Origin of the sequence: Paenibacillus sp. MZ03-122A (assembly GCF_024213325.1) — a bacterium.
GTDB lineage: Bacteria > Bacillota > Bacilli > Paenibacillales > Paenibacillaceae > Paenibacillus > Paenibacillus polymyxa_B.
In genome coordinates, this window is sequence record NZ_JANAVI010000009.1 from 58054 (window position 1) to 81809 (window position 23756).

Genomic DNA, 23756 nt, shown 5'->3' on the forward strand with positions numbered 1-23756 from the left:
GCTTCCGTCCGCTTTTTGCGGCAGGGGCTTATTGGCATTCTGGGGCAAAACTTTCTTCAAAGTTTACACATCCAGATAGTTCCATGAAACGTTTTTCAAAAATACCTGACATCAAAGTAGTCAATTTTTAATAACTCCTGTAGAATAAACAGAAAACTTTGAACCGTTCAACTGACTGGAGGAAATTATGCAAAAATCTAGAAAACTAATAGCACTCATGATTTGTTTGTTTTTTGTGGTTGCCCTGGCCGGTAATTTCGGTGTAGTGGCACATGCAGAAAATAAAACAAAGTATGATATCGGCACGGATACAACGTTCGCGCCTTTTGAGTTTGAAGATGTAAATGGTAAATTTGTCGGAATCGACATGGATTTGCTGGCAGCTATTGCCAAGGATCAGAATTTTGAATATACGATTAAGCCTCTTGGCTTTAACGCGGCAGTGCAGGCCCTTGAAACGAATCAAGTGGATGGTGTCATTGCCGGGATGAGTATTACCGATGAACGTAAGCGGAAATTTGATTTTTCCGAGCCTTATTTTGATTCAGGCGTCGTCATGGCGGTCCGCAAGGATAATGATACGGTTAAACGCTATGAGGACTTGAAAGGACAGCGTGTCGCTGTCAAAACAGGAACGGAAGGTTACACATTCGCAGAATCGATTAAGGCCAAATACGGCTTTACTACAGTTCCGTTCGATGATTCTTCTCAAATGTATGATGAAGTTAAAACAGGTAATTCGGTTGCCTGCTTTGATGACTATCCGGTACTGGCATACGGTGTAAACCAAAATAACGGCCTTAAGTTGGTAACAGATAAGGAAAAAGGTGCTTCTTACGGGTTTGCTGTTAACCAAGGCAAGAACCAGGAGTTGCTGGAGAAATTTAATGCAGGGCTTGTTAATCTGCGCAATAGCGGGGAATACGATAAAATTTTGGCCAAATATCTTGGCGAATCGGGCAAAGGTGTGGCGCCTGTAGAGACCAGCCGCTGGGGACTGATTTCCGCTTCGCTGCCTTCGCTGATTAAGGGCATGGGAAATACGTTGCTGTACACACTTGTATCTTTACTCGTAGCCTTTATCCTAGGGTTGGTGTTTGGCTTTATGAAAGTAAGCCATAACAAGGTGTTCCGTGGTATTGCAACTGTATTCGTCGATATATTCCGCGGTATTCCGCTGATCGTGCTTGCTTTCTTTATTTACTTTGGTATTCCACAGGCACTGGATTTCAAAATGCCGCTTTTTGTCGCGGCTGTACTGACATTATCCCTGAATGCGGGTGCGTATGTAACTGAGATTATCCGTGGTGGTATTCAGTCCATTGATCCGGGACAAATGGAAGCAGCTCGTTCGCTTGGTCTACCCTATCGGACGGCTATGCTTAAAATCATTTTGCCACAAGCTGTGAAAATCATGATCCCGTCGTTTATCAATCAGTTGGTTATTACGTTGAAGGATACGTCCATTTTGTCTGTTATCGGTCTGGTCGAGTTGACCCAATCGGGTAAGATCATTATTGCGCGGACATTCCAATCCTTTGATATTTGGCTGGTAGTAGCGGTGATGTATCTTATCGTCATTACAGTTCTGACCAAAATTTCCAACCGTCTCGAAGGGAGAGTTCGCCGTGGGTAAAATTATCGTTAAAAACCTGAAAAAAAGCTATGGTAGTAATCAAGTATTAAAGGGCATCGATATGCAAGTACGTGAAGGCGAGGTTGTGTGTGTCATTGGCCCCTCTGGTTCGGGGAAAAGTACGTTTTTGCGTTGTATGAACATGCTTGAAGAAATTACCGCAGGTGAGGTCATTGTCGATGACTACAACTTGAGTGACAAAAACGTGGACATTAACAAAGTCCGTGAAAATATAGGTATGGTATTTCAACACTTTAATCTGTTTCCGCATATGACCGTGCTCAAGAACATTATGTTCGCGCCGACTGAACTGGGGAAACAGTCCAAGGCAGAGGCCCGGGAAACGGCTATGAAGCTGCTGGATCGTGTAGGTTTGGCCGATAAGGCAAATGCACTGCCAGGACAGCTTTCCGGCGGTCAGAAGCAGCGTGTGGCGATTGCACGTGCGCTGGCAATGAACCCAGACATTATGCTGTTCGACGAGCCTACCTCGGCGCTCGATCCTGAAATGGTAGGCGAAGTGCTGGGCGTAATGAAAGATCTGGCGCGTGAAGGCATGACGATGATGATCGTAACGCATGAGATGGGTTTTGCACGCGAAGTAAGCGACCGTGTTGTGTTTATGGACGGTGGTTACATCGTAGAAGAAGGAACGCCACAAGAGGTATTTGGTAATCCAAAAAACGAGCGGACTATTAGTTTCTTGGAGAAGGTATTGTAAGAGGATTAAAAGTGAGGCAGGGTTTGTGTTTGTAGGCGGGGATCTCGTTGTAAGACGCTCCGCGATCCATTTGATCTTTCGATCGCTGTTGCCCCTGAATTTTTGGATTGTATAGGACCTTATAAGGTGAAAATTCAGAGGCAAAGGCGAACGCTGCCGCTTCTACAGATTCAAATGGACCGCTACGCTACTGCTCGCTGAGTAGTCCCTTTTCGTGCAAAGAGCCTGCCTCACTTTTGAATGAGTGGGTGCAGGGGAAGAGGGCGCGAGTGATTTTTCATTTTTGATGTTTCTTTTCATAAGTGGAGGGATTGCTTTGAAGATAAGGACTGCTCATCATGAGGATATTCCGGCTTTGGCTTATCTGATGGAGGAGCTTGGTTATCCTACGACTGTAGAAGATATGAAGATGAGATATGATCGTATCGCTTCTGACCCTAACTACCATACTCTGGTGGCTGAAGATGAAGGGGAAGTCGTTGGGATGGTTGGACTACATGCTGATATCTTTTATGAAAGAAATGAAGATTACGCGCGTATCGTCGTTTTTGTGATGGATTCAAAACATCGTAATAAAGGCATCGGGAAGGCGTTAAATGAGGAAGCGGAAGCTTGGGCTAAAGAGAACGGGTTGGTTGCCATTGCTTTGAACAGTGGTAATCGAAGTGAGCGACAGGATGCTCATCATTTTTATCGCCGATTAGGATATGAAGCGACAAGCACAGGATTTGTAAAAAAGATTTAATTTATAATGAATTGATTGTTTTATAAGGATATCTTGGGAGGCATGTTGGCCCGGAGATATCCTTTTCTTTATTAAAAGGAATACAGGACTTGAGATTGGTATAATGTTAATTGGCTTATATAAAATATAAATAACATAACAGACGGAAGTGTAAGCGAGGGGGACGTACGGTGATACGTACATTGACTATAGGTCATGATCATCAGGTAACAGTGGGAAAACCATTGGATCAGATCGTCATGGAGGATTACATATGGATGTGGGTAGATTTTAGCGAGCCTACAGATCGCGAGACAGAACTGCTGACGAGTTATTTTCATTTTCACCCATTGGCTGTGGAGGATTGTATGCACGTTCTGCAACGTCCCAAATTGGATTATTACGAGGATGTGCAGTTTCTGGTCGTGCATGCGCTTGATGTAGATACGTTAGCTGCGGAAGAAGTGGATATGTTTATTAGCAGTCGTTTTTTGGTTACATATCACCATCATGAGTTAGAGGAGCTGGATCAAGCCTGGGAGCGGATTGTCCAGCATGCGAATGAACGCAAAATATGGTCACGAGGACCGCTGTCTGCAGCCTACACGGTGATGGACAAGCTGGTAGATAACTATTTTCCGAGCCTTTTTATGATTGAGGATGAATTGGCCGAGCTGGAGGGCTTGGGTGGTCGCGAATCCGTAGAGGAATTAATGAAGCAGGTGTTTGACCTGCGTGGCAGGCTGCTCAAGCTACGCCGTACCATCGTACCCATGCGTGATCTGATGTACCGAGTTTTGAATTCGCAGCATGTGCAGGGCCAAGGAGATCATATGGCTTATTTTACCGATATATATGATCATTTATTGAAGTTGACAGACATGCTGGAGGCCGACCGCGAGATGACAGCCGACCTGAGGGACAGTTATATATCGCTCAATTCCAATCGCATGAATTCAATTATGAAGACGCTGACCGTAATTACGACCGTCTTTATGCCCTTGACGCTGATTGCAGGAATTTATGGTATGAATTTTTCGAATATGCCCGAGTTGGGCTGGAAATATGGATATTTTGGCGTACTGTTCTTCATGTTTTTGTTGAGTGTTGCAATGGTGGTCTGGTTTATGCGCCGAGGCTGGTTCAAATAGTATAATCTACTTTCTTTTGCGCTTGCGCGGACGTCTACGCGGGGTAGTGGTGCTTTTGCGCTGCGTCTTTTTCCGGCGTGGGCGTGGTGGTGTGTATTCATCCAATTCCTCGGTGATATCTGTGGCAGAATTTTTGCTCGCGGATTTGCCGAATGCTGGGAGCGAGCCCATAATCAGCTTCGCCATTGGAGCAAATTGCTGCACACTAGACATAACCTTTTGCACCTTGCCGACCGTAGCAACAATTCCATCAATGCCACCCATACGGTCAATGAAGCCTTTAATTTCGTTGAGATTACCGAGGTTGCCAAGACCCCCAAGCAGTCCTCCTTTGGCTGGAACCGGGTCTGGTGTGACCACGGCAGAATCCGTAATACTCGCTGGCGCCTCGTAAGGAACCAGCCCGGAAGAACCGGCTTGCGGAACCTCGTTGTATGGATCGAGTCCGGGATAAGGAGATGAACTATACGGATCGGAAAGGGAACGCTGTAGCGGCCTCCGATGATAGTAGTGTCCAGGCATGAGATCACATTCCTTTGCAGGTTGATACTCTACTGTATGTTACAAACGCACAGTGGGTTTAGGCGCGTGTCCCGAAATCAGGTATAAAAGCGGATTTGGGCATTCGTACGGTACGTTTCTATGGTCATAATGTTGTTCTGTAATGCGTGAAACCGTTAATGCTTGAAAAACCGACTATTCCTCGGGTACAATGAGGAGAGATCGTAACCTTGGGAGATGATAATCCATGCAGCTTAAAAAGCTTAATGATAAAAGTATTGATCAATTGTTCGAAGCTATTTTAACTCTTAAAAATTTGGAAGAGTGCTATGTATTTTTTGATGATCTGTGCACGATTAATGAAATTCAATCCCTCTCCCAACGTCTAGAGGTTGCCCGTATGCTAGGCAAAGGCAGCACATATAATCAGATTGAAGCAGAGACGGGGGCCAGTACAGCTACCATTTCACGTGTTAAACGTTGTCTGAACTATGGTAATGACGGGTACAAAATGACTCTGGAACGTCTGGGACGCTAATGCGGAGCCCTGGGATACTGGTAATCAGCCATGGCTCTAGGGAGCCATATTGGGTGGAACAGGTGGATCAGGCAGTTGCGAAGCTTCATTTGTCGGAAGAAACGCCGATAGAGGTTTCATTTTTGGAAACGGTTAAAGGAAGATTGATTCAAAATGGTATTGACCGTCTGGAAGCCTTGGGTGTAACAGATATATTGGTTATACCTCTGTTTGTGTCATCAGGCAGTACGCATGTAGATGAGATTAGCTATGCGCTGGGTGTCAAAGATGCGCCGGACAAAGAGACAGATTTGAAGCCATTTCGAATGAAGGCGCGAGTGCATTTTGGCAGCCCACTGGATGACGGAGAAGATGTTGCTCGCATGGTGTGGGACAAGGTTTGCCCGCTATCTTCCGACCCTGCGAGAGAGGTTATTTTACTCGTAGGTCACGGCAGTGTGCACAACGGCTTTTTTCAGCGGTGGGAGCAGGGGATTTCTTCGTTGGCCCGTACGGTGCAAAGCGTGAGCGGTATCATCACGGACCACGCTTTGCTAAATCCCGAGAGTGTGTACGACAAGGCAGCGTATTGGAATCAAGAGCGGGGTCATGATGTTATTGTGGCACCGCTATTTTTGAGTTCGGGATATTTTACAAGTCGTATGATTCCTAAACGCTTGCAGGGACTCGAATACCGTTATTCAGGAGACCCTTTATTACCGCATCCTTTGCTCACAAGCTGGATGGATAGACAAATTCGTGAATTATTGCAAAGTGTGCAGAAGCAAGCAAGGTAAAGTCATAGGTAGTCTGGTTCGGCTATAGCGTCATCTTAGCCTTAAATTTCCTTATTTGGGCAAAGTCTGGCTTCTTTTATTGTAAAAGAGGTCTTTTTCCAGTATGATGATATTTTGTACAGACTGAATGTGATGAACTGCTATGTGAATATAAATATCATTAAATATACGGGTGGCGTAACGGAATGAAAAGAGCTAGATTAATCTACAATCCGACCTCTGGGCGTGAGGAAATGAAGCGTCGTCTTGCGGATGTTTTGCAGCGCCTGGATGAAGGGGGTATTGAAGCCTCTTGCCATGCAACTACGGGTGAAGGAGACGCAACGCGTGCCGCAATAGAGGCCATTGAGCGTGGGTATGACATGATTATCGCCGCTGGTGGCGACGGTACATTGTATGAGGTCATTAACGGGATGGCTGAAAGAGAAAACCGCCCGCCCCTAGGTGTGTTTCCTCTGGGGACGACGAATGATTTCGCCAGAGCACTGGGCATCCCCAAGCACTGGGAGGATTATTGCGACCTCGTTATTCGTCAAAATCCGAAACCGCTGGATATCGGAAAAGCGAACGACCGCTACTTTATCAACATTGCAGGCGGGGGAACTTTAACCGAGCTTACGTATGAAGTTCCGAGCAAGCTAAAAACGATGATTGGCCAGTTGGCGTATTATTTTAAAGGTATGGAGAAGATGGTCAGCCTTGCTCCACAGGAGTTGATCATCAAGGCATCGGGTCAGGAAGTGATCCACGACGAGTTTATGCTTTTCCTGATTGCGAATACGAATTCGGTGGGCGGGTTTGAAAAGCTTGCTCCCGGGGCGACAATAGATGATGGACTGCTCGACGTCATCGCTGTACGGAAATGCAATCTGGCGGAAATGATCCGATTGGTAACCCTTGCGCTGCGTGGTGAGCATTTGCAGGATAAGAAGATTGTTTATTTTAAAACAGATTACATGGAAGTGACCTCACCCGGCTATGTCCAGCTTAATCTGGATGGCGAACTGGGGGGCACTTTGCCAGCGACTTTCCGAAATTTACCACATCATTTGAATGTTTTCCGGTGAGGAAACGAGCGGTAATGGTTCTATTTCCGTTGGTTTGAGCAGTTCGATATACAGATCGTAGAGTAGATAGTTGTTTTTTGTAGGAAACATATCGGTCCTTGCCGTTCTCCGTGGGGAGTAACGGCATTTTCGAGTTGATGTTTGTATGTTTAGATGACCATTCTAATTAGATGTCCGAAGGAAAATACCGCATAAAATGAAGATCAGAAAGAAGTGACAATCATGACGAATAACCGTAGCGGACGTGGAAAAAGCCGCCGGAATGCAGCAACAGCAACTCCTGTTCAAGGAAATCAGCATAAAAAGACTATGAAGGCGACAAGAGAGAGCGAACCGGAACAGTCTCAAGTTAGAGCTGGAAATGGGCTACTTCAAGCCGAAATAAAACATAAAAATGGAAATGTGAATGAAAATATGAATGATTCGGATCGGAAGAAGAGAAAGAACGGACGAGATACTCGTCGTTCTTCCAACGGTGGACGAAGTCAGGATGCTTCCAATCGTAACCGGTCTAGTGTAGAGCGTAGCGATCTGCCTGTGCAAAAGAACGATGAGGCTGTGATAGACATCATCGGCATGAACCACGATGGCGAGGGTGTAGGCCGTGTTGAGGGTTTTACGCTGTTCGTTCCGGGTGCGTTACCGGGGGAAAAGGTACGGGTAAAGGTGCTGAAAACGAAAAAGCAGTATGGCTATGCCAAGCTGCTGGATATCGCGCAGGCTAGCCCAGACCGAATTGCAGCTCCGTGCGCTATCTACGATCAATGCGGTGGCTGCCAGATCCAGCATATGAGCTACGAAGCGCAGCTCAGCTGGAAACGCCAGCATGTCGTGGATGTGCTGGAGCGTATCGGGAAGCTGAGTGTGGCTACAGAGCCCAGTGAGCATACTGCACAGGTTGTGGCTGCTTCTGCGGATACAGATGGTGAGGCCGATACAGTCACGACTGCTGATTCGGCCATGAATGCGGATGGAAATGCCGACAGTATGTCGCGTGTACATGGCGTAGTCGTGCATCCTACACTCGGTATGAGTGAGCCTTGGCGATATCGCAACAAAGCCCAGGTGCCGATTGGTGTCACAGAGGGCGGGCTTGTCGGTGGCTTCTACGCACGTGGCAGCCATCGGATTGTGGATATGAACACCTGTCTCATTCAGGACGAGCGTAATGACGAAGTTGTCGCACGTGTGAAAGAGATTGGCCGAATGCTGGGCAACAGTGCATATAATGAAGAAACCGGACGTGGGCTACTGCGCCATGTCGTTGTAAAGACCGCTTTTCGCACGGGTGAAATGATGCTGGTGCTCGTCACGAATGGACGAGATATTCCGCATGCAGATGCGTGGATCGGCAGTATCCGTGAGCATATTCCACACGTGGCAAGCATATGCCAGAACGTGAATACAAAGCGAACGAACGTTATTTTTGGCGACGAGACTCGTGTACTGTGGGGTCGTGACGTGATCTACGACTACATTGGAAACGTACAGTTTGCGATTTCCCCAAGATCCTTTTATCAGGTGAATCCCGTACAAACGGAAGTGCTGTATGGCAAAACCGTCGAATATGCCGGGCTCACAGGCAAAGAAACGGTGATTGATGCGTATTGCGGCATCGGTACGATTTCTCTGTTCCTCGCTCAGCATGCGGACCAGGTGTATGGGGTGGAGATCGTCAAAGAAGCCATCGACGATGCACGGAGCAATGCACTATTGAACGAAATGCGTAATGTGAAGTTTGAGGTAGGTGCGTCCGAGGACGTCATTCCTGCATGGAAAGAGCAAGGCATCACTGCCGACGTTATCGTCGTCGATCCACCCCGCAAGGGCTGCGATCCACGTCTGCTCGACACCATTCTGGAGATGAAGCCAGAGCGCGTGGTGTACGTATCTTGTAACCCAAGCACACTGGCACGGGATTTAAGGATACTGGAGGATGGTGGGTACAGTACAGTGGAAGTGCAGCCTGTGGATATGTTCCCGCATACGGTGCACGTAGAATCGGTAGCTTTGTTAGTTAGGAATGGTACAGGTATCTGAGATTGCAGTGGTGGAGCGGGTTTGTAGAGTAGTACAGATGGTACAATAGTATGAAACAGAGGTTTGGAAATATTAGAGTTGACTGATTGTTGACGAAATTAATAGATTAATATTTGGTAACACCTGATGTTGAATCAGGTGTTTTTTGCTTATTAGTAGGTAATCTGGGAGAAGTAAATAGGTTATTCAAGTTACTTATTTGCTAAAGGAACAGTTAGAAACACCAAATACAGGTTGGTGTTTCTTTGCTTTTACCATGGACGAAGAGGTGTTGTTGTAAATTGGATAAGAAAAGCTGTAAAGTAATGTAAAGATCGTATTCATGGGAGGAGCTCAATGTCAGGAGGTTTTATAGCTAGGCAGGGTTTTCGATTTCAGGATCTATTCTTATTAAGCAAAGTACTCGAGCATATTGCTGCAGGGGATGAACAGCATCGCGATGAGATGGTCTTCGGAATTGAATCCCCGAGACCTGATTCTGATGAAAAAGATTGGGATGTACTTATTTTACAAGAGGAAACACAGCAAGTAATGGAAGTGAAGCGTGGTGCAATTAATAAGGATGATCGCCGGGACTTCTGGCTCAGTATTCGTGCTGAATTAATCCAAGCCGGCGATCGGCATGAACAGGTTATCCCGATATTGGTGACTAATGCTGAAAATGAACCCGCAGTGATTAATGAATGGAGAGAACTAAGCAATCTTCAGGACATTAACCCGAGGTATCAAGGAGTAGAAGTCTCAAGAGTGGACAACGTGGATCAGCTGATTCAACAGGCTTTGTACTGGCTAACCGTTGCAACCCATTCAGATAACCAATCCAAAACCCCATTAGGCAATCAGATAGAACACAGTATTGCTATTCAGGCCTTGAACCGATTCCGACTCAAAGAGGTCCAAGAAAGTGAATTGGTGAATCAGATCGAGGACAAATTAGGCTACCTTGCATATGGACCAGATCCACATTCGCTCTTAAAACAACTAGAAGGATTCATCAATCAGAAGGCGACGACCGAAAACGAAGTGAAGAGATGCTTCACCATTTCAGAGCTAGTTAGGGAAGTCCAACTGCTTGATATTTATCTTCATCAAGACCCTGAGGCTATACGGCTTATTAGAAAAATAATTGACGAGCTCACCTCTGTTTGTATTGGTGGCTGGAGGCATCAGTTCGAGGGTGCTCACGGGATGACTCGCCAAGAAATCAGTATCGTGCAACCAGCACTAGTGCCCATAACCAGGTCATCAGAAAAATTCAATCAAATCCTACTTGGTGAGGCTGGACAGGGGAAATCGTATTCGTTATTTCAGATCTACAACGAGTTCGCATCTCGAGTTGAACAATACCGTGTATACCCGCCGCTTCAGGCAGATAGTATCGTTGCGGATATAGAAGCAAACACGTCACGCGTTCAGCAAGCTTTCCGTATTATATGCGGTCTAGCGGCTCTTCAAGGACAATATTCGCTATTTTTGATCGACAGCCTAGATCATTTGCCTAAAGACAAAAGAGACATTATAGGTGACCTTTTGCGAACGTGTGGTGAGCATAGCAGGTTCTGTGCCATTGTAAGCTGCCGGCAGGTAGATTGGGATGACACCCCTGTTTTGAAAGAGAGACTTGAGAGATGGAGTAAAGTTCATCTTGAGCAATGGAATGCCAATCTTGTGCGCAGGGTAATTTCTAAAGCAGGAATTGAACGAGAAATAACCCCAAGTATCGTCACCTTCCTTCAAATACCTCTTTACCTAGATTTATTTTTACGTACGTTTGCCCGCGGACTAGATGAAGATGTTCCAGATACTTTTTTATACAAAGCATGGTTTACTTCTTGAGTACTGGAACAAAATCGTTTTAGGCGGTGATTCGGTAGAAAAATGGCGTATTCTTGATGAGGCGAGCTCCTCTCTCATGGAGAATCGTCAGTGGATTCCATCTGCACAAGCGAACGGTACAATCATCGCAACACTTGTGTCGCAAGGGCTCCTTTATCAATCCGATGTTAGAGGAGGGTATGGATTTCGTCACCCGATTTTACGTGATTTCACAATGGCGCAGTACGTGTTACGACATGCTCGTGAGCAAGTGAGCCATCTTACCGAAATGCTCAACCGAATTCGTTATCCAATCATAGCAGATGGTGTGCATCGTTCTTTGGTTGAAGCGCTGATATCGGATCAATACATTTCACTTGAACAATACGTCACGACATCATCACGTTCACATCAGGGAAATATTGTCAGGATAATCGGGAGACTCAAACCACCTGAAAACTTTAGTATCGAGGTATGGCACAGAAAGCCACATCCTTCATTCCTCGCCAAATTGATAGAGACGGCTCAGCATGCTAAAAATAGCAACTGGATTTATTATTTCGCCACACTTTCTCATTCTGTTAATTGGGTAGAGCGGCGGGATTGGATTGGCGCTTCTACGATCGATGATCTTGCTATGTATATCCGTGTCGTAAGTGAACGTATTGTAAGTGATGGTCAAATAAACAAACTTCAAGAACTGAGTGAAATGATGATTCAGTGGTCATATGCCCCTAAGTTTAGGGCTTACTACCATCAGGATACATCGATAAGAGCAGCTGACTTGATACCGATTGTTTCTCATTGGGCAACTCCAGGGACATACATTTCGTTCTTGAAAGACGGAGGCCATGATTATTTACGACGCATAGGGAATTTGGATGACTATGAAGAACTTTTTGAATGGATCGAGTTAGAACAGTAATTATGAGCATCCCTGTTTGAGCCAGTCTATAATTGCTTCCTGATAAAATAGGATTCTTCTTCTTACTCTGATATGAGGTATTTGTTTTTCGCGAACCATTGTATAGATACAATCCGTAGAAACACCAAGAAGTTCAGAGATTTCATTAACATTTAGAGTAAGTTTACTATTCATCAATATCCCCCTCAGAAATAAAAAACTATTATCAGTTATTCCCAATCTAGTTTTTTTTACTCCTACAATTTTTGCAAAACGTATAGTAGAGTTGACTCCATTGACTATCACTAGTTAAGGGGTTTTGGGGTTTACGGGTTGGAATCCGGTGGCTCTAAAATCCCTTTATTATTACCTGTAGGAACATGTCCAAGTTGCAGGGGGAAGCGGCGTACGAGCGGATTAGATGTCAGTTGTTAGTGAGAAAGCAGTTTAGATATCAATCCTTAAATGAGAGAGCAGATATATGTAGAAGCGGGCATGATAAGTTAGATAGCAATGCGGTATCCTTACCTATCATGGCTTTCGTGAGTCCTCATGTCCGCAAAGGCTCCGTGTCAAATCACGCTATGAGCCTAATTATTGTTAATCCCCCCATATTGTAATAGCGAAGAGCCACTACGAAGAAGAGTAAAACCAATTGGTAAGGTATAGGGGACTTATGGCTGAAATCTTGTGTCCTAACTTCAATAGATGAATCTCGTTATGGAAGTGCCTTATATTTCTTTTTCAAGTGAGAAGGGAGCCTTAAACAATCATGACTTTTGCCGCATCTCCAACATGAAAGTGGAGAGTTTAGCGCGGCACGTTCTCCTACATACTGCATTGCTAGATTTAATATAAGAATTAGAACCCTTTTAATCGCCCAATGTCGGTGGTTTCAAGGGTTTTTCTCTTTTAGAGACTGATGGATTTGATTGTGATGGGCGTGGTTTTCCGAATTTGAAGCTGTCTGTGGAAACGGAATTACAATAAAAGGGAGTGGAGTTTAACGGAGATGGTTTAGCAATTCAGCGGAAGACGAACTTTTTTGCAGAAATGTAAAACAAAAACATGGCTTGCAGAATAGTTTCTGCAGGCTTCGTCAAATGATATTATGAAATATATAAATATTTCATAATATCATTTGACGAAACAAATTCGATGTGATTTAATATGTAATATAGAAATATTTCAAAAAATACTATCTGTAGTTTGGAGACGATTTGGTTGGAGAAAAGAGGATTAAAAGAGTTCGTAACATTCGTCCCAGGTATAAATCCAACAAGAGCGCAAAAACAGTTTGGTATTCAAGTAATAAATTATTATGACCAGCTGTCTTTTGAAGCTGATTATGATCATGAGGACGTAGTAGTTGAAGATGAGTCAGAATCTTCATCTCAAAATAACCTATCATTAAATGAAGGTGATGTTGTTATCAGTAACTCATTACAGCTTGCAACAATTGTCGGTAAAAGAAATGTTGGTAAAGTGTTGTCCCTTAACTTCACAAAAATACAGTTTGATAGCGAACAACTTGATAAAAGATATTTTCTTTACTTGTTTAATGCTTACAAAGAAGTGAGGCGACAAAAGGAAAGGGAGTCACAAGGGAGTGGCCCTGTTCTAAGAATTCCACTTCGTTCTCTAGAGGAGATTATTATTCCCGTAGTTCCTCTTGAGGAGCAGCAGAAAATAGGTGCTATTTACGTAGAAACATTGAAGCTACAAAGTAAGCTAAACAAATACGCAGACTTGATTGGGCAGTTTACGAGCTCAATGATAGAAGAAACCTTAGAGGGGAAATAATCAAATGAAAAGTCAATCGGAGTTGGCGTTCGAAAATGAAGTCATCGATTATTTGACTAAAATCGGTGGAGTAAAACAATGGGAATACAAAAAAGACATCAAAACAACCGAACAACTCTGGGATAACTTTAAAATGATCCTAGAACAAAACAATCGCGCCCGTTTAGATGAACCATTGTCTGTCACTGAATTTAACCAGGTAAAGAAAATCATCACTGGTATTGAATCACCTTACCATGCTGGACAATTTTTGTATGGTGTTAACGGTGTTTCTGAAATTGAAGTTGGCCTTGACAATGGTAGGCATGTGTTTTTGACAGTATTCGACCAAGCCCAAGTTGGTGGTGGAAACACTGTTTATCAAGTGGTAAATCAAATTAAACGACCAAAAGTTATTGATGGTAAGCCCAAACGTAGATTTGACGTGACGTTGCTTATTAATGGTTTACCGATTATTCAAATCGAATTAAAGAAAGCACTTCACAGCACTACGGAATCCTTGAACCAGATGGAACAGTATATTGCTGAGAAACAATACAGCGGTATCTTTTCAACTTTGCAGATTCTAATTGCGATGACACCGTTTGATATTCGTTACATGGCAAATACGCCATTCAAAAGCTTTAATCGAGCTTTCGCATTCAACTGGCAAAATGATGATGATGCGCGCCCTATTCGTTCATGGAAGACGTTTGCGGATAAAGCATTGTCAATTCCAATGGCTCATGATTTAGCAACACGCTACATGGTACTTGATGGTACTAAAAACAAAGAAAGTATCAAAGTTATGCGTCCTTATCAAGTCTATGCCACAAAGCGTGTGCTTGATAAAGTTAGAAAATTTGACTTCAAATACAATGATGGGAAGTTAGGATACATTTGGCACACTACGGGTTCAGGTAAGACAATCACAAGTTTTAAGACTGCTTGGCTTGCAAGTCGTCTATCTAATGTAGATAAAGTTATCTTCTTGGTTGACCGTATTGCGCTTACAAACCAAACAGCTGATGCCTATAAAGCCTATGATCCTGTTGCGGGATTTGAAGGGAAAACTGGTGTGGTGAGTGACACAGCAAATATCTCAGATCTCCATCGCAAATTAACGAAGAAGAGCGATAAGAACATCATCGTGACAAGTATTCAAAAGATGTCACGTTATGTAACGCGAGATAGCTTCAAGCCACTTAATGAAAGTATTCTTTTTATCGTTGATGAGGCCCATCGTTCAACCGGTGATGGCACTGAAAATGAAGGAATGCTTGAAGCGATCCGAAAAGCTATTCCTAATTCTGCTTGGGTTGGTTATACTGGTACACCAAAATTCCCCGAAACACGAGAAATCTTTGGTGATATTCTACATGCATACACCATCAAAGAAGCGATTGCGGATAAAAACGTCTTAGGGTTTAACGTTGAATTCAAGGAAACGATCGAGGCTCCCGAAGATCCAACCGAAGATGATATCGACGATAACGTTCGTGGTAGTGTTTACGATTATAGCCCAGAACATGTCAACTTGGTAGTTAAAGACATCTTCGATAATTGGAAGAAACGTTCAAATGATCGTAAGTATAATGCCTTATTTACAGTCCACGTTGGAGGTAACAAAGCAAGTACACCAAGAGCGATGGAATACTTCGATAAGTTTGTTGAAGAAAACGCGAACCGTCCAGTAGATCAACGATTAAAAGTTGCAGTGAGTTTCTCGGCAGATACATCCAATAGTATTCATCAATTGAAAACGAACGAGAACTTGCATAGAGCTATCACAGTATATAACGCAATGTTTTGCACAGCTTTTGATATGACGACAGTTAAAGCTTACACAGAAGACTTAGCACGACGTTTGAACAAGACAGCTGATGATGGTAAGTATTTAGATCTGGTTATTGTAGTTGATCAACTTTTGACCGGATTTGATGCTCCTGAAATGAATACGCTCTATATTGACCGAACGCTTAAGGGTGGGAACCTGATTCAGGCATACTCACGTACAAACCGAATGCACAACCTGATCGATAAGCCTTGGGGAAATGTCGTTAATTATCGTTGGCCAGAGCAAAACGAGTATGAAATGAATAAGGCTTTTGCTATCTATTCAAATCGTGCATCTGCTGACGAACAGCTTTCACTTGAAGATTTGAAGGAAGGTAACGAAGAGTCTGGTATCATTTCTAAACCATTTAGCAAGGTTCAAGCTGAGATGCAAGAAGTCATCAAGAAGCTTGGGGCGCTCACGGATGATTTTGTGCAATTACCACCAAGTGAAAAAGCACAAGATGAAGTCTTTGAGAATTTGAAAGAGTACAATCGCTTACTTAGTCAGTTGAAACAATATACCGAAGATGATGATAAAAATCCTATTTCTGCCTATGATAACCCTGAAGAGTTCTATGAACGATTAGGGATTACTGAAGAGCAGGAAGTAATCTTAACAACTGTAATCGCCGGTGAGTTGAAAGAACGACGTGCTAAGCGAGAAAACATTGATATTTCGCAAGTCAATCTCTCTATGGTTCATATTCACGATGTTACTATCAACTATGATTACTTAATTGATTTGATTGCTCGAATGGCTGACGAAGTTCACGCCAATTATATGTCAAAAGCGGAAAAAACGCGTGATGAAATCCATATTGAAATTGCCAAGTCAGATAACGAAAGAGAAAAATCTAAGATGCGCAGCTTTGTATCTAAGATATTCTCAAAAGAATTTGAATTTGATAATTATCCAGCTCCTCGAAGTGTTGAAAAAATGAACCAAGCTATGGATAGAGCACAAAAGGATACGAATATTCAACTTGTAACGAACTTCATCCGTACTTGGGGACTTGATAACAGCACAAAACCTAAGGAGCTTGAAAGCTTGATTAAGAGACACCGTTTAGGTCAAGAGGATATGGATAAACAAGGCGAGTTGACAGCAATCATGAATGACGCAAGAGCTGATTATAAAGAAATTGCAGATGAAAGAATTGCAGAATTGACCTGGGTACGATACCGCATTGAATTCCGTAAGGCATTTTATGAAATGGCTGACGAAATTAAGAAGGGTGAGTAGTCGAGTGATGAAATTATATAGACTACAAAAAGGAGATCAGAAATGAATTTATATACAGAACGCCATGGATTACGAAAACCAATTGCACGTACGAGTAAAATTTCAAAAGAAGTTTATACTTTGCTATTAAATATATGCCAAAAATACTATAAAAATCTAACACATATCTTTAAGCTCCAGAAGCATAGTTCCTTTGTGGGCCAGGATTATATTGAATTTAACAGTAGTCAATTTGAAAATAGAATGGCAATAAAAATTCCTAATATTTTCAGGGATGAGTATGGTCATTTAGCTGCCCCAAAAGATAATGATGAATATGACCAATATTCATTAATTGACCTTATAGAATATGTTGCTGAAAATATAAAGGATATTTCTGAAGGATGGAATAATGATCGTTACAAAAATTATTGGTATATTCATTGTTTGGATACAACAAGTGCGTTCGATGATTATCGAAATGAAATAAACGAAATATTTCAAGAGTCGGGGTTGTTGTTTACATTAACCCACGGAAAACTTATTGAGCGTATAGTAGAAAACACCCCGCTTTCACCTGCAATAGAGACACAGGTACAGCAAATTGCTGAATATGGGACAAGAGAATTGATGAAAGATGCAATTGCATTATACAAAACACCAAATCCAGCAGCTCACCAATATTCAGTTGAGAAAATATGGGACGCTCTTGAGCGCCTGAAAACTTATTATACTAATCTTGACAAACGTGACTCTGCAACTAAAGTGGTAAATGATATGAGCAACGGGAAGGATGATTTTATTGCAATTTTTGATGCTGAATTTAGAGCACTAACGAACCTTGGTAATAGTTTTAGAATCCGTCATCACGAGACAAATAAAATTGATATTACAGATAATCGTCACTATGATTACTTTTTTAACCGCTGCTTGTCGTTAATTGCTCTGGCAATTCAATATTTAAAATAAAAGGAGATTGGAAATGAGTGATAAAATAACAAAATCACCTCAAATCAGATTCACAGGATTTACTGATGCTTGGGAACAGGTCAAGCTAAAAGATTGCTTTACAGAAAGGTCTGAACGTTCTGCTGAAGGAGAATTGATTTCTGTAACGATAAATTCAGGTGTTGTAAGGGCATCGGACTTAGACAGAAAAGATAATTCTAGTTCGGATAAGTCGAATTATAAAGTTGTAAAAGTTGGAGATATTGCGTATAACTCCATGCGTATGTGGCAGGGAGCAAGTGGTTTTTCTCCGTATGATGGTATTTTGAGTCCAGCATATACGGTCATCACACCGAAAGAAAATAGTAATCCAAAATTCTTTGCTTACAACTTCAAAAGGCATGAAATGATTTCGACTTTCCAAATAAACTCACAAGGGCTTACTTCTGATACGTGGAATTTGAAGTTTCCTGCTCTAAGTTCCATAAAAGTAGCTATACCTGGTTACTGGGAGCAGACAGAAATAGCATGCTTTTTTGAAAAACTAGACCACCAACTAGAACTCCATCGTCGTGAGTTGCAACTGCTGAAGGATACAAAAAAGAGTCTCCTTCAAAAAATGTTTCCGAAAGATGGAACCAATGTTCCTGAAATTCGATTTGCAGGATTTACTGACGCTTGGGAACAGCGTAGGTTGGGTGAACTATACACAGAAAGGAAAGAACGAGGATATGATTCGTTACAGATCCTTTCCGTTTCTATCCATCATGGTGTTTCAAATGAAGAATTAGACAGCGATACGTTAGGGAAAAAAGTGCGTAGAAGCGAAGATAAGTCTCTATATAAGCATGTGTATTTCGGTGATCTTGTTCTAAATATGATGCGTGCGTGGCAAGGGGCAATTGGAGTCGTGAAGTCAGAAGGGATGGTAAGTCCTGCATACATTACTGCTATTCCCAATGCACAGCTTTACCCTCTGTTTATGGATTACTGTTTGCGCCGAGATGAAATGATTCTCCAGATGAACAATCTCTCTTATGGAGTCACAGACTTCAGAAAAAGACTATATTGGGATTCGTTTATTAACGTTTTGTGTAGTATACCTTCTTTGGCTGAGCAGGAGAGAATTACTGATTTCTTCACTCACCTTGACAACCTCATCACCCTTCATCAGCGTGAGTTATATTCGCTTGAAAATTTGAAGAAATCACTGCTTCAACAAATGTTTGTATAAGAAAAGGAGACTACACAAATGAGTAATGCAACAGATATTACATCAAAGCTATGGGAAATGGCTAACAAACTGCGTGGGACAATGGATGCAAGTGAGTACAAGAACTATATTTTGCCATTTATGTTCTATCGCTACTTATCAGAAAATCAAGAAGAATATTTAAAAGTCAATGAGTTGGAAGAGTTCTACGAAGTGAAAGATGACACTGAAAAAGAAGATTACCTTGAAGAAATCAGTAAAGGTATCGGATATGCGATTGACCCATCCTACACTTGGGACAAAATTGTATCAAAAATTGAAAATCACAAAATCAAAGCTAGTGACTTCCAAGACATGTTTTACTCATTCAATACAAATGCTAAACGTAACGCAGTCGCAGAAGCGGACTTTGCTAACGTATTCTCAGATGTTAACCTCGGGGACACACGTCTTGGCTCAAGTACAAATGAACGTGCGAGGGCTTTGAATGATATCGTTTTGATGATTAACGAGTTCACTTTCAAAGACGATTCAGGACGTGACATTTTGGGTGACGTGTACGAGTATTTGATTGGACAGTTTGCTGCCAATGCTGGGAAAAAAGGTGGGGAATTCTATACACCTCATGAAGTTAGTCAAATCCTAGCAAAAATTGTCACGATTAATGCAGATGGTACTGGAGATCAATTTCGCGTATATGACCCTACAATGGGATCAGGTTCACTTCTTTTGACAGTTCAAAAAGAATTGCCAAATGGTGATGAAGAAGGAAGCGTTGATTTTTACGGCCAAGAGTTGAATACTACGACTTATAACTTAGCTCGCATGAACTTGATGATGCATGGTGTTAACTATCGCAATATGGAGTTGAATCGTGCAGACACACTTGATGCTGACTGGCCATTTGCTGAAAAAGATGGCACACAAATTCCTTTGAAGTTCGACGCAGTCGTAGCTAATCCCCCATATTCTCAAAATTGGGATATAAAAGACGTTGACCGAGAAAAAGACACACGTTTCAAGGGTTATGGTGTGGCACCTGCATCTAAGGCAGATTATGCTTTTGTTCTTCATGGACTGTACCATTTAAATAAAGCTGGAACAATGGCTATCGTGTTGCCACATGGTGTACTCTTCCGTGGTGCATCTGAAGGTAAAATTCGTAAGAATATCATCGACAACAATCTGTTAGATACTGTTATTGGATTGCCAGCTAACTTGTTCTATGGGACAAGCATCCCAACATGTGTGCTAGTGTTCAAAGGTCGTGAAGCTCGCAAGAATAAAGATATTTTGTTTATCGATGCTTCAAAAGAGTTTGAAAAAGGTAAAAACCAAAACAAACTCTCTCCTGAAAACATCAACAAAATTATCGAAACTTACTGTAACCGTGAAAATGTTGAGAAATATGCTCATGTAGCATCTTTGGATGAAATCAAAGAAAATGATTACAATTTGAACATTCCACGTTATGTCGATACGTTTGAAGAAGAAGAAGGTATTTCACTTTCGCAAGTGGCTCAAGAGTTGGTAGAAGTTAGAGCAGAAATTGCGAATTCATATGATAACTTGTTTGGGTTATTGAATGAGTTGAAGGGGACAACTGATGAATCCAAAAAAGAACTGAGCAAATTTATCAGTCTTTTAGGTAAATAATAGTGTTAGAAAAGAGCTAAGGAGGATATGAACCTTGGCTCTTTCACAAGAACTTGGGAGCAGTGTAAGCTGGAAAACCTGACTATTATAATGATGTTATTCCGTTTATTCGCTCTACTGAAATCAAAAGTGATTCAACTGATTATGTGCGGTGTTCTTATTTATACCGCCGCGGGAGATTCAGATGGAACTATGGGCGGGTTGGTTAGGATGTGGAATAAACGCTTTGCCGATAACCGCTTCAAGATAACCTTTTGTACAGAAATTGGCTTGCAAGGCCCAGACTCCTGTAATTTAGCTGCTTGCCACAGCTGCTCACTGGTGCCAGAAACAGCTTGTGAAGAATTCAACCGCTTTTTGGATAGAGGTCTAGTTGTTCCATTGCATGGTGTCGATCCATTAACGGCCTTTTTTAATTAATATTAGCTGAACTCATGGAGGGGAGTATAACTTCTCCTTTTTTTAAACTAAAACAAGTAACACCTCGCCTTAGATAAATTGAAAAAACTTCTAAGCGAAGGGGGAGGTAGGGGCATGAGTATGATTAAAGAGTTCGAGGATTGGCTAATTGGAAATGATAATAAAATCCTCGGAAGAAAGTTAAGCAAAAGTTCAGCGTATAAGTATTCACGCGCTATTAATACTATCTCGCAAGACATGATAAAAGAGGGGCTTTTTGAAAAAAGCTTCTATACAAACACTTCTTTGCAAGAAATAGAAAAAGATATTCTATTTATAAAGAATAATAAGTTTTTTATTAGTAAAAACCAAACCGGCCATAATATGTACAGTGTTGCCTTGGATCATTTTATAAGCTTCCTTCAGGAACGAGATTGATTGTCGGTTAGATATCAATGTGAGAATCAGAAATTGAATAGACAGCCACTTGTTGACACCTTGTTGACGAACATCGTCAACAAGTAATAAAACACAAACAAAAAGATCAATATGTCTTGGTCAAAAGCCTTATAAATCAAGGGCTTTAACCAAGTAACACAGAATCCAAACAACTCCCACATGTTCCCGCATACGGTTCATGTGGAGAGTGTTGCGCTGTTGGTCAGAAAAGGCTAATAGTTGAGGTGTATTGGCGTTTGAAAAAGGTGAAAATCAAAACAAACTTACTGATAAAAACATCAATAAGATTATCGAAACGTACCTAAATCGTGTAGATGTTGATAAATATGCTCGTGTGGCATCAGCTGAAAATGTTGGGTATTCATGTGTAGAATTTGACGAAAAGGGTCAAGGATATTATTCCTCGGCTCTTTTTTTAAACCATTCGCATGGGAATGGCGTAGGCTGGGGGAAGTTATGCCGTACAGTATTTCTATGAACTGCGGCGCAGTACGTTATAGAAGATGGCAAGGAGGGCGACGCTCTTCCTATTTTTGCGAGTCTTTTGGGGAGTCTGCTCCTCTCTTGGGTATGATATACTCATTTAGATGTCTATGCTTAACATATACTGCCGTTTGAACTACGTTGCTTAAACATGTTATATGTGAAGAAGAAGCAAGGATATGAACAGGTTAGATTTACCATTTTGGGACCAAAGATTTGTCCTGGTAATTATAGAGGAGCTTTTGATATGACGAATAATTTTTGGCGTGATTTGCCACGACCTTTTTTTATACTGGCGCCGATGGAAGATGTGACGGATGTTGTGTTTCGCCATGTCGTAAGTGAAGCAGCCAGACCGGATGTGTTTTTTACGGAGTTTGCGAATACAGAGAGTTATTGTCACCCGGAGGGGAACAAAAGTGTACGTGGGCGTTTGACTTTTACAGAGGATGAACAGCCCATGGTGGCCCATATCTGGGGAGATAAGCCGGAATATTTCCGTGAAATGAGCATCGGTGTGGCGAAAGAAGGCTTCAAAGGCATCGATATTAATATGGGTTGTCCTGTAGCGAATGTAGCGGAGAATGGGAAGGGAAGCGGCCTGATCTGCCGTCCCGAAATCGCAGCGGATATCATTCAGGCCGCCAAAGCCGGGGGACTGCCCGTCAGTGTGAAAACAAGGCTTGGTTTCACTGCCGTAGATGAATGGCGCGACTGGTTGACCCATATTTTAAAACAAGACATTGTGAATTTGTCCATTCATCTGCGGACCAGAGAGGAAATGAGCAAAGTAGACGCTCACTGGGAACTAATTCCGGAGATTAAGAAACTTCGTGATGAGGTGGCACCAGATACACTGCTGACCATTAACGGAGATATTCCGGACCGTCAGACCGGCTTGAAGCTCGCTGAGCAATATGGAGTGGATGGCATTATGATTGGGCGTGGTATTTTCCAGAATCCATTTGCGTTTGAGAAGGAGCCGAAGGAACACAGCAGTGAGGAATTGCTTGAACTGCTGCGGCTTCATCTAGATCTCCATGATCATTATTCAGCGCAGGAGCCACGTTCGTTCAGCCCTCTTGCCCGCTTCTTCAAAATATATGTCCGTGGATTCCGAGGGGCAAGTGAACTCAGAAACAGCTTAATGAACGCCAAATCAACAAGTGAAGTGCGTACATTGCTTGATGAGTTTGGAAGCAAGGATCATGATGAGGTAGAGGAACGTGGAAATTAAATTGCCAAGTTGGGGACGGGCTGTTAGTAGACATTGAAAACATAGGAGGATATATGTCCTGGAGTAAATTGAAGCAACAACTGGAGAGCTTCCGCTGTCCTGCGTTAGACGGAAGGGTCGAATACCGAGCTACCAGTTACCGTTATTTTCCTGATAAATCTGGAATTTGTTATATAACTGTAGATAAGAAGAACATACTCAATATGAATGATATCACTAGTCCAATCCAATGGTATCAGACGGAGTTGGAAATCAAGAATGATCCCAATATCCAAGTTCCTATCAGCAATGAAGAAATTGAAGCGGTCAGAAAAGATACCAAAGGGACCGTTCCAGAGGATCGTCTACAAGTAATTGCAAGAGGTAGAAAAATATCAGAGCATGCAAAGGAGCTTTTGTCAGCACAGGCCTCATTAAGCAAGTCTAATTTTAATGTTGTAGCTAATAAATTTTTAACTACTTCTATAGAGGACAGCTTAGAGAGTAATGATATCTTATTGAATATTCTAGCTTTAGTGGACAGACGAGTAGGAAAAAAGCGAATTTTAAACATGACCGAGAAGATGAAGTTAAAGCATCCCAGTGTGCAGTATTTTTATGAACTACGGCGTAGTACGTTATGAAAATAAATAACTTCCATTGATG

22 protein-coding genes are annotated in these 23756 nt (G+C 42.3%); 20 read left to right on the plus strand and 2 right to left on the minus strand.

Translation table 11 applies throughout. From position 1 onward, the window contains the following. Positions 1-187: 187 nt before the first annotated feature. The 4 genes from NLX74_RS18610 (at position 188) to corA (ending at position 4232) form a co-directional block, all read left to right on the plus strand. Positions 188-1636: an amino acid ABC transporter substrate-binding protein/permease gene (locus NLX74_RS18610; RefSeq protein ID WP_103049900.1), complete on the plus strand. Its 1449-nt coding sequence runs from the start codon at positions 188-190 to the stop codon at positions 1634-1636. Beyond that, positions 1629-2357 carry an amino acid ABC transporter ATP-binding protein gene (locus NLX74_RS18615; protein WP_235307302.1) on the plus strand — a complete coding sequence of 243 codons (729 nt, stop codon included), beginning with the start codon at positions 1629-1631 and terminating at the stop codon, positions 2355-2357. The genes NLX74_RS18610 and NLX74_RS18615 overlap by 8 nt, the downstream gene beginning before the upstream one ends. 316 nt (positions 2358-2673) lie before the next feature. Further along, positions 2674-3102 (plus strand): GNAT family N-acetyltransferase, encoded by a 429-nt coding sequence (locus NLX74_RS18620; RefSeq protein WP_235307303.1) that lies wholly within the window; start codon positions 2674-2676, stop codon positions 3100-3102. Positions 3103-3272: 170 nt separating this feature from the next. Next, positions 3273-4232 (plus strand): magnesium/cobalt transporter CorA, encoded by a 960-nt coding sequence (gene corA, locus NLX74_RS18625; RefSeq protein WP_250259358.1) that lies wholly within the window; start codon positions 3273-3275, stop codon positions 4230-4232. 6 nt (positions 4233-4238) lie between these two features. Here the strand turns inward: corA and NLX74_RS18630 are convergent, their stop codons facing one another. Further along, positions 4239-4754: a hypothetical protein gene (locus tag NLX74_RS18630; protein WP_061830840.1), complete on the minus strand. Its 516-nt coding sequence runs from the start codon at positions 4752-4754 to the stop codon at positions 4239-4241. A gap of 226 nt (positions 4755-4980) precedes the next feature. Here NLX74_RS18630 and NLX74_RS18635 point away from each other — a divergent pair, with 226 nt between their 5' ends. The 6 genes from NLX74_RS18635 to NLX74_RS18660 all read left to right on the plus strand — a co-directional run bounded on the left by NLX74_RS18635 (position 4981) and on the right by NLX74_RS18660 (position 11894). After that, positions 4981-5271: a YerC/YecD family TrpR-related protein gene (locus tag NLX74_RS18635; RefSeq protein ID WP_007428885.1), complete on the plus strand. Its 291-nt coding sequence runs from the start codon at positions 4981-4983 to the stop codon at positions 5269-5271. Continuing rightward, positions 5271-6047: a sirohydrochlorin chelatase gene (locus tag NLX74_RS18640; protein WP_254329594.1), complete on the plus strand. Its 777-nt coding sequence runs from the start codon at positions 5271-5273 to the stop codon at positions 6045-6047. The genes NLX74_RS18635 and NLX74_RS18640 overlap by 1 nt, the downstream gene beginning before the upstream one ends. A gap of 185 nt (positions 6048-6232) precedes the next feature. Continuing rightward, positions 6233-7114, plus strand: coding sequence for a diacylglycerol kinase (locus tag NLX74_RS18645; RefSeq protein WP_013308843.1), 882 nt, complete (start codon positions 6233-6235; stop codon positions 7112-7114). A 222-nt stretch (positions 7115-7336) separates the two neighbouring features. Further along, entirely contained in the window at positions 7337-9154 is a 1818-nt protein-coding gene (gene rlmD, locus NLX74_RS18650; protein ID WP_254329595.1) for a 23S rRNA (uracil(1939)-C(5))-methyltransferase RlmD, read from the plus strand. Between the two features lie 336 nt (positions 9155-9490). Further along, entirely contained in the window at positions 9491-10990 is a 1500-nt protein-coding gene (locus NLX74_RS18655; RefSeq protein WP_254329596.1) for an NACHT domain-containing protein, read from the plus strand. 76 nt (positions 10991-11066) lie between these two features. Continuing rightward, positions 11067-11894, plus strand: a complete 828-nt coding sequence (locus NLX74_RS18660) for a hypothetical protein (protein WP_254329597.1) — start codon at positions 11067-11069, stop codon at positions 11892-11894. Here NLX74_RS18660 and NLX74_RS18665 read toward each other — a convergent pair whose 3' ends face one another. Then, on the minus strand, positions 11895-12068 hold the full coding sequence (locus tag NLX74_RS18665) for a helix-turn-helix domain-containing protein (protein WP_254329598.1): 174 nt from the start codon (positions 12066-12068) through the stop codon (positions 11895-11897). A 1029-nt stretch (positions 12069-13097) separates the two neighbouring features. Between NLX74_RS18665 and NLX74_RS18670 the strand changes: the two genes are divergently transcribed. From NLX74_RS18670 to NLX74_RS18715, 10 genes are all read left to right on the plus strand, one after another. Continuing rightward, the gene (locus NLX74_RS18670) at positions 13098-13676 is read left to right on the plus strand and encodes a restriction endonuclease subunit S (protein ID WP_254329599.1); all 579 of its coding nucleotides are present in this window, start codon (positions 13098-13100) and stop codon (positions 13674-13676) included. Positions 13677-13680: 4 nt separating this feature from the next. Next, positions 13681-16737: a type I restriction endonuclease subunit R gene (locus NLX74_RS18675; RefSeq protein WP_254329600.1), complete on the plus strand. Its 3057-nt coding sequence runs from the start codon at positions 13681-13683 to the stop codon at positions 16735-16737. 42 nt (positions 16738-16779) lie between these two features. Next, a complete protein-coding gene (locus NLX74_RS18680; protein WP_254329601.1) occupies positions 16780-17685 on the plus strand; it encodes an AbiJ-NTD4 domain-containing protein in 906 nt (301 codons plus the stop codon). A 13-nt stretch (positions 17686-17698) separates the two neighbouring features. Beyond that, entirely contained in the window at positions 17699-18898 is a 1200-nt protein-coding gene (locus tag NLX74_RS18685; RefSeq protein WP_254329602.1) for a restriction endonuclease subunit S, read from the plus strand. Positions 18899-18916: 18 nt separating this feature from the next. Next, positions 18917-20533 (plus strand): type I restriction-modification system subunit M, encoded by a 1617-nt coding sequence (locus tag NLX74_RS18690; RefSeq protein ID WP_254329603.1) that lies wholly within the window; start codon positions 18917-18919, stop codon positions 20531-20533. A gap of 27 nt (positions 20534-20560) precedes the next feature. Then, positions 20561-20953, plus strand: coding sequence for a hypothetical protein (locus NLX74_RS18695; RefSeq protein WP_254329604.1), 393 nt, complete (start codon positions 20561-20563; stop codon positions 20951-20953). 114 nt (positions 20954-21067) lie between these two features. Continuing rightward, a complete protein-coding gene (locus NLX74_RS18700; RefSeq protein WP_254329605.1) occupies positions 21068-21370 on the plus strand; it encodes a phage integrase SAM-like domain-containing protein in 303 nt (100 codons plus the stop codon). Between the two features lie 250 nt (positions 21371-21620). Next, the gene (locus tag NLX74_RS18705) at positions 21621-21869 is read left to right on the plus strand and encodes an N-6 DNA methylase (protein WP_254329606.1); all 249 of its coding nucleotides are present in this window, start codon (positions 21621-21623) and stop codon (positions 21867-21869) included. Between the two features lie 252 nt (positions 21870-22121). Next, positions 22122-23111 (plus strand): tRNA dihydrouridine synthase, encoded by a 990-nt coding sequence (locus tag NLX74_RS18710; RefSeq protein ID WP_254329607.1) that lies wholly within the window; start codon positions 22122-22124, stop codon positions 23109-23111. A gap of 53 nt (positions 23112-23164) precedes the next feature. Beyond that, on the plus strand, positions 23165-23734 hold the full coding sequence (locus NLX74_RS18715; protein ID WP_254329608.1) for an SF0329 family protein: 570 nt from the start codon (positions 23165-23167) through the stop codon (positions 23732-23734). Positions 23735-23756: the final 22 nt, after the last annotated feature.